Origin of the sequence: Pseudomonas sp. OV226 (assembly GCF_003148705.1) — a bacterium.
Taxonomy (GTDB): domain Bacteria; phylum Pseudomonadota; class Gammaproteobacteria; order Pseudomonadales; family Pseudomonadaceae; genus Aquipseudomonas.
The window spans coordinates 69,639-80,938 of the sequence record NZ_QGGS01000009.1; the positions used below are offsets into that span (position 1 = coordinate 69,639).

8 protein-coding genes are annotated in these 11,300 nt (G+C 60.3%); all 8 read left to right on the top strand.

Going from position 1 to position 11,300, the window contains the following annotated elements; translation table 11 throughout:
• Positions 1–77 precede the first annotated feature (77 nt).
• The 8 genes from C7534_RS16490 (at position 78) to C7534_RS16525 (ending at position 11,277) form a co-directional block, all read left to right on the top strand.
• On the top strand, positions 78–3,650 hold the full coding sequence (locus C7534_RS16490) for a glycosyltransferase (protein WP_109786392.1): 3,573 nt from the start codon (positions 78–80) through the stop codon (positions 3,648–3,650).
• A gap of 1,340 nt (positions 3,651–4,990) precedes the next feature.
• Positions 4,991–5,764: a glucose-1-phosphate cytidylyltransferase gene (gene rfbF / locus C7534_RS16495; protein WP_046032804.1), complete on the top strand. Its 774-nt coding sequence runs from the start codon at positions 4,991–4,993 to the stop codon at positions 5,762–5,764.
• Positions 5,746–6,828, top strand: a complete 1,083-nt coding sequence (rfbG, locus tag C7534_RS16500; RefSeq protein WP_109786393.1) for a CDP-glucose 4,6-dehydratase — start codon at positions 5,746–5,748, stop codon at positions 6,826–6,828. The genes rfbF and rfbG overlap by 19 nt, the downstream gene beginning before the upstream one ends.
• Entirely contained in the window at positions 6,825–7,385 is a 561-nt protein-coding gene (locus tag C7534_RS16505; RefSeq protein ID WP_109786394.1) for a dTDP-4-dehydrorhamnose 3,5-epimerase family protein, read from the top strand. The genes rfbG and C7534_RS16505 overlap by 4 nt, the downstream gene beginning before the upstream one ends.
• Positions 7,382–8,608, top strand: a complete 1,227-nt coding sequence (locus C7534_RS16510) for a class I SAM-dependent methyltransferase (RefSeq protein WP_046032807.1) — start codon at positions 7,382–7,384, stop codon at positions 8,606–8,608. The genes C7534_RS16505 and C7534_RS16510 overlap by 4 nt, the downstream gene beginning before the upstream one ends.
• Positions 8,605–9,462, top strand: a complete 858-nt coding sequence (locus tag C7534_RS16515; protein ID WP_109786395.1) for an NAD-dependent epimerase/dehydratase family protein — start codon at positions 8,605–8,607, stop codon at positions 9,460–9,462. Before C7534_RS16510 ends, C7534_RS16515 begins: the two co-directional genes overlap by 4 nt.
• Positions 9,452–10,522 (top strand): class I SAM-dependent methyltransferase, encoded by a 1,071-nt coding sequence (locus C7534_RS16520; RefSeq protein ID WP_109786396.1) that lies wholly within the window; start codon positions 9,452–9,454, stop codon positions 10,520–10,522. The genes C7534_RS16515 and C7534_RS16520 overlap by 11 nt, the downstream gene beginning before the upstream one ends.
• Positions 10,523–10,539: 17 nt before the next feature.
• A complete protein-coding gene (locus tag C7534_RS16525; protein ID WP_007948882.1) occupies positions 10,540–11,277 on the top strand; it encodes a cephalosporin hydroxylase family protein in 738 nt (245 codons plus the stop codon).
• Positions 11,278–11,300: the final 23 nt, after the last annotated feature.

The following is an 11,300-nucleotide window of genomic DNA, read 5'->3' on the forward strand; positions in this document are numbered from 1 at the left end:
CTACCAGCCGTCTTTTCCTAAGCGGTTCCGCAGCCTCTGCCTGAAAGGGCAGAGGCTCGCCGCTCGAGAGTTCTGTCGTGAATCAACGCCCTCTAGTCAGTATCGTCATCCCTGCCTTCAACCCGCGCTTCTTCAGTCAGGCGCTGGAAAGCTCGCTTGCTCAAACTTACGAGAACGTTGAAATCGTCATTTGTGACGATTCGTCCTCCGCCGAGATTCAGCGCATCGTCGAGTCGTTTGCCGACCCTGCACACACCGTTCGTTACTTGCGCAACCCAAAGCGTCTGGGCCTGCAAAAGAACGTATTGCGCTGCGTCAAGGAAGCTCGAGGCGAGTTCATCAAAGTGCTGTGCGACGACGACCGTCTGTTTGCGCCGAGCATCGAGTTGCAGGCCCGGGTACTGATCGATCATCCCGAGGTCAACCTCGTTTGCGGTCTGCGCATGTTGAGCGATGCCGGTAACTTCATCCTGCCGCCGCGGCTCGATAACTGCCGTTTCACGTATGGTGATGCGTTGCTCAAGGGCGATGACATGTTGGCCATTTTCGAGAACACGACGAAGAATTTCATCGGCAACTTCAGCTCGACCCTGATGCGCCGTGCCGATGTGCTGGAAGTGTTGCCTGCGCTGGTCCAGGAAGGCACCGGTTTTGTCGCGATGCTCGATTTCGCTTTATTCGTGTGCCTGCTGCGACGCGGCAATATGGCGGCGCTCAACACGGTAATGAGCACCGAGCGTATGTACCCGGAACGTCTGAGCAAGACGTCGGAAATGGTCCGCGCCGGCGCTCAGGAACTGGAATGGTTGATTCAAATGCTCACCTCGCGAGGGGGGGAGTCGGCACCGGCCTCGGGTTGGGTGCGCATGGTTGATTTAAACAAGGCTGCTGATGAGCCTCGTCAGTGGGAAGAGTTGTGCGTGGTACGCGTGCTGGGCGGTCGCAACACCGTGGTCAACGGCCGAGTCGGCGGGCAGAGCGACAGCTATGCCGAGTTCTATCGCGAATGGCTGGCAAGCCGCCGATTTACCTCGGCGGAAACGCGGCACATGCCGCAAACAATCAGCCGCTGGGCTGTGCGTCCGAACCTGGTGCCAATCATCATCGACACCGAGTCTGATGGCGTCGCGCTGAAAGCCACGCTGGACAGCCTCGCCACTCAACTCTACGCACCGCAAGCCATCGTGGTGTTGTCCAACACGCCATTCGATGCCGCCGATAACGTGCTGCCATTGCCGCTTGAGGCAAATTGGTCGCGCCAGCTCAATGCTGTGATACCGCAGCTGGAAGGCGCGCACTGGTTCTACTTGCTGCGCGCCGGCGACACGTTGCGTGAGTCGTCACTGGTGGTGCTCGCGGAGCGTATTGCCGGTACGCCGGGCATGCTCTGCGCCTACAGTGACGAAGGCGCGTTGGTGGAAGGGGAGTCCGTGGAGCCGGTGTTCAAGCCAGGCTTCAATCTCGACCTGATGCGTTCCTACCCATACGTCGGGCGCACCCTGGCGTTTGAGCGCCAGCGCTTTTTGGCGGTGGGCGGTTTCGATTCGGCTCATGGCGAATTGGCGCCGCATGATTTGCTCTGGCGGCTGGTGGAAGAGGCCGGGTTGCACACCATTGAGCACATCAGCGAGATTCAGGTGGAGTCGACACAGACCTACGCCGATTGGCTGTCGTTGCCTGAAGTGATCGAAGGCAGTGAGGCGCTGGTCAGCGCGCACCTGACCCGCATCGGTCTCGAACACCGGATTCGCGATCAAGAGCTACCGCTGCTCAAGCGCATCGACTACCTGCACACTCACCGACCTGTGGTCTCGATCATCATTGCGGCGGGCGCCTCGCTGTCCGCCTTGCAACGCTGCACGGAAAGCCTGATCGAGCAGACTACGTACGCCGAATACGAAATCCTGATTGTCGATGAAGGGCGCGGCGATTCGGCGATGGCCGATTGGCTGGGCGCGATGTCTCAGCTGGGCGCCGCGATGTTGCGAGTGCTGCCTTTTGACGGTCGTACCGGTGAAGCGTCCCTGGTCAACTTCGCAGCCAGCCAGGCGCGTGGCGAGTATCTGCTGACGCTCAACCCGCGCAGTGTGATTTGCGCCGGCGACTGGCTCGCCGAACTGCTCAACCACGCCCAGCGTCCGGAAGTCGGCGTGGTCGGCGCGCGCCTGATGAACCCCAGCGGTGCGATTGTCTCCGCCGGTTTGATTCTGGGGCTGGCCGGACCCGCCACCTCGCCGTTCCTTGGCGAACATGTCAGTGCGCGTGGCTACATGCAGCGTCTGCAAGTAGTGCAGAACTGGAGCGCGGTCAGCAGTGATTGCCTGATGGTGCGTAAAGAAGTGTTCGACAGCCTGGGTCGGTTGGATGACGCCGAATTCAATCTGGAACTCGGCGCAACTGATCTGTGCCTCAAGGCGGATAAAAACGGCTACTTGATCGTCTGGACGCCTTTTGCGAGCGTCGTGATTGGGGAGGATGCCCCGCCAGCTGCGTCGCCGGGCGATGTGCAGGCGCTGGTACTTGAACAGGAAATTTTCTACCAAAAGTGGTTGCCGAAAATATCTCGCGATCCGGCCTACAATCCGGCGCTGACACTCGGTGTGTCGAGCTTCAGTCTGGAGCCTTCGCTGCGCAATAACTGGAATCCGTTCTGCCATCGCGACCTGCCGGTGATTCTCGGGTTGCCGGTCAACGAGTCGGCGATCGGGTATTACCGCGTGACAGCACCCCTGGCGGCACTTGAGTCGGCTGGGCGAGTCATTTCACGTGTGGCCTACGAGTCGCCATCGACCGTGGAAATCGAGCGCCTGTCGCCTGACACTATTGTTTTGCAGGGGCGCTACGGGGAAGGCTCGGCGGCAGACATTCTGCGCATGAAGAAATTCTCCAACGCCTTGCGAATTTTCGAGCTGGACGACTACATCGTCAGCACGCCGAAAAAGAACACTCATGCGCGCAACAAGCCGGTCAACACCGAGCAGTTGCTGCGTGAGGGCATTGCCCAATGCGACCGCGTGGTGGTGACTACCCAGGCGCTGGCGGATGCCCTGTCGAGTATGCACAGTGAAATTCGCGTGGTGCCTAACATGCTGCCACCCGAGCCGTGGGCGACGCTGACCAGTCAACGCCGCACGTCGAAAAAACCACGGGTTGGCTGGGGTGGCGGCACCAGCCACACCGGTGATCTGGAAATCATTACCGAGGTGGTCCGCGAGCTGGCCGATGAAGTGGAGTGGGTGTTCTTCGGCATGTGCCCGGACGCCTTGCGCCCGTACGTTCATGAGTTTTATGGCACCATCGATCTACAAAACTACCCGTACAAACTGGCGAGCCTGAATCTCGATCTGGCACTGGCGCCGCTGGAGTTCCATATCTTCAACGATTGCAAAAGTAACCTGCGGTTGTTGGAATATGGCGCGTGCGGTTATCCGGTGATTTGCACGGATACCCGTGCTTATGACGGTTTTTTGCCGTGCACCAAGATTTTGAGCAATAGCACCGATGAGTGGTTGCAGGCGATTCGCATGCATCTGGCTGATCCTGATGCCAGCTATCGCATGGGGGATCAATTGCGTGAGGCGGTGCATCGGGACTTCATGTTGCGGGGGGATAATCTTCAGCATTGGTTGTGGGGGTGGTTGCCGGACTGAGGCTTTTTTTGTCCGTGTACATATCCGTTTCTGCGGTAATGGCGGCTGGCGGTTTCGCTCTTACAGCGACTCACTTTTCCAGACGCCGAAAAGTAAGCAAAAGGCTTCGCCCCGGCGTACGGCACTTCGCTAAGGCTCAGTGTTCCCTCGCTACGGTGTCCATCAGGGGGCATCGCCTACGGTCTGCTTCGCGACGACCTCCTCTCGATGTGTGCGGCTCCGCCGCACGGCGCTACGCGCCTAACCCCCTGATGAACACCTACGCTCGGCCTGCCGAAGGGGCGAAAGATCAAAAGCAGATCAAGATCAAATGCTTCGCGAGCGAGTTCACTCCGACAATGGATCGGTATACGACTTCGCTTTTCACCATTCTGTTTGGGTGTTTAGGCAGATCAAAATCAGTGGCTTTGTGTGTAAGCGTTGGTCTGTGCGTATATCCGTTTCTGCGGTAATGGCGGCTGGCGGTTTCGCTCTTACAGCGACTCACTTTTCCAGACGCCAAAAAGTAAGCAAAAGGCTTCGCCCCGGCGTACGGCACTTCGCTAAGGCTCAGTGTTCCCTCGCTCCGGTATCCATCAGGGGGCATCGCCTACGGTCTGCTTCGCGACGACCTCCTCTCGATGTGTGCGGCTTCGCCGCACGGCGCTACGCGCCTAACCCCCTGATGAACACCTACGCTCGGCCTGCCGAAGGGGCGAAAGATCAAAAGCAGATCAAAATCAAAAGCGAGGCGGCCTATGGGCCGGCCTGAGCTCAGAGCACGCATCTCCGGGTGCGAGTGAGCCTGCTCGCGAAGCTTTTGATTTTGCCGTTGCCGTTGCCGTTGCCGTTGCCGTTGCTTTTGCTTTTGCTTTTGCTTTTGATCTTTTGCCCCTTTCCCAGAGGCCGAACGCAGGCGTTGCGTAGGGGGCACCGCGGCAAGGATGCCGCGGTAGCCGCCCCCGGCCATGGATGGCCGATGGCGGCGGGCCCCCGGAGCAATGCCGGAGTGAGGGCATGCCGAGCCTAAGCGAGGCACCGAATGGAGGGGCAAAAGCCTTTGGTTACTTTGGGCTTTTCCAAAGTGACTCGCTGTAAGAGCGAAACCGCCAGCAGCCGTAACCAAAACAACGGATATGTGCCCAATCCCAAGTTCACCTCCAACTACAAACCTTCACCCCCTCCATCAGTCGCCCACCCCAAGCAATTGGCTCACTTCCTGCAAGTCCCCCGTATATCGCCATAAATCCTTCACCTCAAAGGCGTGAAGGCCCCAGTGGCTGCGGGTTAATGATGTGCATCTGACGGTTCGCCAACCCTTGCGGGGGTGGCCAAGCCGCGTGAAGAGCAAGAGGACAGCGATGAAGGCAGTAATTCTGGCGGGTGGTCTCGGTACGCGGATCAGCGAAGAGTCGCACCTCAAGCCCAAGCCAATGATCGAAATCGGCGGCAAGCCAATTCTTTGGCACATCATGAAACAGTACTCCGCCCACGGGATTCATGACTTCGTGATTTGCCTTGGCTACAAGGGCTACGCGATCAAGGACTTCTTCGCCAACTACTTCCTGCACACCTCCGACGTCACCTTCGACATGTGCAACAACCGCATGGACGTTCACCAGAACTACAGCGAACCGTGGCGCGTGACCCTGATCGACACCGGCGAAGACACCATGACCGGTGGCCGCCTGCGTCGTGCCGCCCGTTACCTGGAAGGCGAGCAAGCGTTCTGCTTCACCTACGGCGATGGTGTCTCGGACCTGAACATTGGCGCTTTGGTGGACTTCCACCTGACCCACGGCAAGCTCGCGACCGTGACCGCCGTGCAGCCACCGGGACGCTACGGCGCCCTGGAGCGTGACGGTGACAGCGTCAAGGGCTTCATTGAAAAACCGCGCGGTGACGGTGGCTGGATCAACGGCGGCTTCTTCGTGCTGTCGCCCAAAGTGCTGCCGTACATCGCCGACGATCAAACCTCCTGGGAAGCCGAGCCCTTGGCCGCGCTGGCCAACGAACAACAGTTGCAAGCGTTCCAGCACGATGGCTTCTGGCATCCGATGGACACCCTGCGCGACAAAAACCACCTCGAGCATCTGTGGCAGAGCGGGGAGGCCCCATGGAAGCAATGGGACTGAGCCAGGACTTCTGGCGCGGCAAGCGGGTTCTGCTGACCGGCCATACCGGCTTCAAGGGCAGTTGGCTGACGTTGTGGCTGCAAAGCCTGGGTGCCGAGGTCAGCGGGTTTTCGCTGGACCCGTCCACCGAGCCCAGCCTGTTTGAACTGGCGCGCGTGCACGAAGGCATCAACGATCAGCGCGGCGACTTGCGCGACCTGGGCGCGTTGCTGGAGCTGATCGCCGAGACCCAACCGGAAATCGTCCTGCACCTGGCGGCCCAGCCGCTGGTGCGCGAAGGTTATCGTGACCCGCTGGGGACTTACTCCAGTAACGTCATGGGTACGCTCAATCTGCTCGAAGCGATCCGTCAGGTTGGCGGTGTGCGCGCCTGCGTGCTGGTGACCACCGACAAGGTCTACGCCAATCAGGAATGGGCGTGGCCGTACCGCGAAAACGAAGCGCTGGGCGGGCATGACCCTTACAGCAGCAGCAAAGCCTGCTGCGAGTTGCTGGCGCAGTCTTACGCGGCTTCGTTCTTCCCGGCTGAAAAATATGCCGAGCATGGTCTGGCCCTGGCCACGGCCCGTGCCGGCAACGTGTTGGGCGGTGGTGATTTTGCACCGGAGCGTTTGATTCCCGATGTGCTCAAGGCCTGGTCCGCTGACGAACCGGTGACCCTGCGCTACCCGCAAGCCGTGCGCCCGTGGCAACACGCGCTGGAGCCGCTGGCCGGTTACCTGCAACTGGCGGCCGGTCTCTACGAACACGGTCCCAAGTTTGCCGGTGCGTGGAACTTCGGCCCGAGTGAAACGGACATGTGCAGCGTCGGCGAAGTCGTCGAATTGCTCGCCGACCGCTGGCCGCAAGCCCGTGGCTTGCGCATCGAACCGAGTGAATTGCATGAGGCGGGCCTGCTGCGCCTGGACAGCAGCCGCGCACGTCAACTGTTGGCCTGGCAACCGCGCTGGTCGTTGCAGCAGTGCCTGACCCACACGCTGGACTGGCACCTGGCCTGGCAAAACGGCGACGACATGCGCGCCATCACCCTGGCTCAGTTGAACCTGTATCGGGGCGCGTTGTGAGCGAGTTTCTGTTAAAGCCATTGCCGCTGGCCGGTCTGTTCAGCGTGCAGCACAAACGCTTCGAGGATGAGCGCGGGCACTTCGCGCGCCTGTTCTGCGAAGGCAGCCTGAGCGCCTTCGGCCAGCCGTTTCATATCCGTCAGATCAACCATTCCTGCACCCGCGAGCGGGGCAGTGTGCGAGGCCTGCATTTTCAAAATGCGAGTGCGCCGGAAGCCAAGCTGATCACCTGCCTGCGTGGCGAAGTCTGGGACGTGGCGGTGGATTTGCGCCCTGATTCCGCGACCTTCCTGCACTGGCATGCCGAGCACTTGCGTGCCGGCGACGGACGCAGCTTGCTGATCCCGGCCGGTTTCGCCCACGGCTTCCAGACCCTGACTGACGATGCCGAATTGCTCTACCTGCACAGCGCCGATTACACGCCTGCGCATGAGGGTGGTTTGAGTGTGAACGATCCACGGCTGGCGATAACCTGGCCGTTGCCTGTCAATAATCTGTCGGCCCGGGATTCCAGCCATCTCTTGCTCGATGAACACTTCGCTGGAGTGCGTGTATGAACTGCCGTGGTTGCGGGACTTCCCTGGCCTTGCCGCTGATCGACCTCGGCACCTCGCCGCCGTCCAACGCTTACGTGCGTGCCGATCAACTTGAGCAAGCCGAGCAATGGGTGCCGCTCAAGGTCGCGGTCTGTCAGCAATGCTGGCTGGTGCAGACCGAGGATTACACCAGCGCCGACAGCCTGTTCGATGCTGAGTACGCCTACTTCAGTTCGTTCTCCACAACCTGGCTGGCCCATGCCGAGCGTTACGTCGCCGAGATGACTGAGCGCTTCGGCCTGACGGCGGACAGCCGCGTGGTGGAAATCGCCGCCAACGACGGTTACCTGTTGCAGTACGTCGCCGGTCGCGGCATCCCGTGCCTGGGCGTTGAGCCGACCCGCAGTACCGCGCAAGCGGCGCGGGAAAAAGGCCTGGAAATTCGTGAACTGTTCTTCGGTCGCGACACCGCATCGCAGCTGGTCAGCGAAGGCTGGTCCGCCGACCTGATGGCCGCCAACAACGTGTTGGCCCATGTCCCGGACATCAATGATTTTCTTGGTGGCTTTGCGACCCTGCTCAAGCCGACCGGTGTGGCGACGTTCGAGTTTCCGCAACTGCTGACGCTGATGGCCGGCCAGCAGTTCGACACGCTCTATCACGAACACTATTCCTACTTGTCACTGACGGCCGTGCAGACCTTGTGCGAGCGCAACGGTTTGCACGTGTTCGACGTCAGTCAGTTGTCGACCCATGGCGGGTCGCTGCGGGTTTTCGTCCAGCGTGCCGATGGCGTGCGTCGCGACGTGCAGCCAGCGGTTGCACAGCAACTGCAAGCCGAACTCACCGCCGGGGTGAAAACCGCCGAGTACTACGCGACCCTCGCGCCCGCCGCTGAACGCATCAAGCACGAACTGCTGCGCTTCCTGTTGCAGGCCAAGGCCGACGGCAAGCGTGTGGTCGGTTATGGCGCCGCCGCCAAGGGCAACACCTTGCTCAATTACGCCGGGGTCAAACCTGACTTGCTGGCGTGGGTGGCCGATGCCAACCCGCACAAGCAGGGCAAGTACTTGCCGGGCAGCCGCATTCCGATTGTGTCGCCGGCGCAGATCGATCTTGAGAAGCCCGATTACGTCCTGGTGCTGCCGTGGAACCTGCTGCACGAAGTCAGTCAGCAACTGGCGCAGGTGCGCCAGTGGGATGGCCGTTTTGTCATCGCCGTGCCTGAGTTGACCGTCCTGTGAAAGTGCTCGTGACCGGTGCCACCGGGTTTGTCGGCCGCCATGTGGTCCAGGCCTTGCTCGCTCGCGGCTGCGAAGTCCGGGCCGTGGCGCGCAACGCCGAGACCGCTGCGGATTTGTCGTGGATCAATGCGGTGGAGTTCATTGCGGCGGATATTCACGCCCCGACACTGAACATCCAGGCACTGACCGATGGCGTCGATGCGGTGGTGCATCTGGCGTGGCCGGGCTTGCCGAACTATCAGGCGCTGTTTCACTTCGAGCACAACCTGATGGCCGATTACCGGTTCATCAAGGGCGCGGTGGAGGCGGGGATCTCGCAAGTATTGGTCACCGGAACGTGTTTCGAATACGGCCTGCAAAGCGGCCCGCTCAGCGAGCAAACCGCACCGCAACCCATCAACCCTTACGGGTTGGCAAAAAATACGCTGCGTGTGTTTTTGCAAAACCTGCAGCAGGTTCAACCGTTCACCCTGCAATGGGCGCGGCTGTTTTACCTGCACGGCGAAGGGCAAAACCCGAACAGTTTGCTCGCCGCGCTGGACCGCGCCATCGACGCGGGCGATGACAGTTTCAACATGTCGGCCGGTGAGCAATTGCGTGATTACCTGGCGATTGAAACCGCTGCCGGTTACCTCGCCGCGATCCTGCAACAGCGCAAATTCGATGGCGTGATCAATTGCGCCAGCGGCCAGCCGATTTCGGTGCGGGCGCTGGTTGAGCAGCGGCTACAGGCGCGCGGTTCATCAATCCGGTTGAACCTCGGTCATTACCCATACCCGACTCACGAACCGATGGCGTTCTGGGGCGTGACGGACCGTTTGCAACAGCTACTGGGAGCAGAGCATGAGGCATGAGTTGTATCGGGTCGCCGACCTGCCGGTGTTGCAAAACCGCACCTTCGCCGACCCCGTGTCAGCCAGGGCTTCGGCCAGCGCCGACATGCTGCTGGTGCAGGACGAAAAGAGCGGGTTGATCTTCAATCAGGCCTTTGATGCCAACAAGCTCAGCTACGACGCCGACTATCAGAACGAGCAGGCGCATTCGGGCCAGTTCCAGAAGCACTTGAACGATGTCGAGGGCATCATTGCCCGCCACTTCAAAGGCCGGGAACTGATCGAAGTCGGCTGCGGCAAGGGCTACTTCCTCGAACTGCTCAAAGGCCTGGGCTACGCCATCACCGGCATCGACCCGGCCTACGAAGGCAGCAACGCCGACGTGATCAAGGCACCGTTCACCCGTGGCCTCGGTCTGGCGGCGGACGCCATCGTGCTGCGCCATGTACTGGAACACATTCAGGACCCGGTGAGTTTCCTCGCCGAGATCGCCGACGCCAATCAGGGCGGGCAGATCTACATCGAAGTGCCGTGCTTCGACTGGATCCTGGAGCACAAAGCCTGGTTCGACCTGTTCTACGAGCACGTCAATTATTTCCGCCTCGATGACCTGCGCCGGATGTTCGGCACCGTGCATGAGGCCGGCCATCTTTTCGGTGGCCAGTACCTGTACATCGTTGCAGACCTTGCAACCTTGCGCCTGACCCCGGAACAACCGGTGCCACGCCTGGACCTGGCTGACGGTTTCACCGCGAGCCTTGAGCGTGCGGTGCACATTGTTCAAGGCGCGCCGCAGCAAGGTTCGGCGATCTGGGGCGCGTCATCCAAAGGCGTGATCTATTCGCTGTTCCTGCAACGGGCCGGCGTGGCGGTGGACCGCGTGGTGGATATCAACCCGGCCAAACAGGGCCGGTATCTGCCCCTCAGTGGCGCGCGGGTTTCCTCACCGCAAGAGGCCATGGATGCACTGCCCGAAGGCGCCAACCTGTTTGTAATGAATTCCAACTACCTCGAAGAGATCAAGCGGATGACCGGTGGACGCTACGTCTATCACGCCGTCGACAGCGCTTCGTTCCAGTGACTATTGAGATTAGAAAAATGACTGACAACACCATCAATAAAGCCTTCGAAGCCGAATGCGCAGAACAAATCGCCGCTCAGGGCGACGACCAGAAACTCACCGGCCTGGCCCAGGATTTCTTCAATCAGTCGGCCAAGCACAAGTACAGCTACCACTTCTCGTGGATGGGCCGTCCGATCATCCAGTTGCCGCAAGACATGATGGCCATGCAGGAAATCATCTGGCAGGTCAAACCAGACCTGGTGATTGAATGCGGCATCGCTCACGGCGGTTCGATCATCTACTACGCCTCGTTGCTGGAACTGCAAGGTCACGGCGAAGTGCTGGGCATTGACCTCGACATTCGCCCGCACAACCGCGAAGCCATCGAAAGCCACCCGATGAGCAAGCGCATCAAGATGATTGAAGGTTCGAGCATCGACGCCGGCATCGCCGCGCAAGTCCGCGCTGCCGCCGAAGGCAAGAAAGTCATTCTGGTCCTCGATTCCAACCACACCCACGATCACGTGCTCGAAGAGCTGCGCCTGTACGCACCACTGGTGTCGGTGGACAGCTACTGCGTGGTCATGGACACCGTGGTTGAAGACATGCCGGCCGACTTCTTCCCGGACCGTCCATGGGGCCCGGGCGACAACCCGAAAACCGCGGTATGGAAATACCTGGAAGAAAACGCTGACTTCGAAATCGACCGTCAGTTGCAGAACAAACTGCTGATCACCGTGGCGCCGGACGGCTACCTGCGTCGCGTTCGTTAATCATTATTGAAAGTAGGTTCTCG

Coding starts and splice junctions, on each gene's coding strand:
- rfbF (WP_046032804.1), top strand. CDS start 4,991: ATGAAGGCAGTAATTCTGGCGGGTGGTCTCGGTACGCGGATCAGCGAA.
- rfbG (WP_109786393.1), top strand. CDS start 5,746: ATGGAAGCAATGGGACTGAGCCAGGACTTCTGGCGCGGCAAGCGGGTT.
- C7534_RS16510 (WP_046032807.1), top strand. CDS start 7,382: ATGAACTGCCGTGGTTGCGGGACTTCCCTGGCCTTGCCGCTGATCGAC.
- C7534_RS16520 (WP_109786396.1), top strand. CDS start 9,452: ATGAGGCATGAGTTGTATCGGGTCGCCGACCTGCCGGTGTTGCAAAAC.
- C7534_RS16525 (WP_007948882.1), top strand. CDS start 10,540: ATGACTGACAACACCATCAATAAAGCCTTCGAAGCCGAATGCGCAGAA.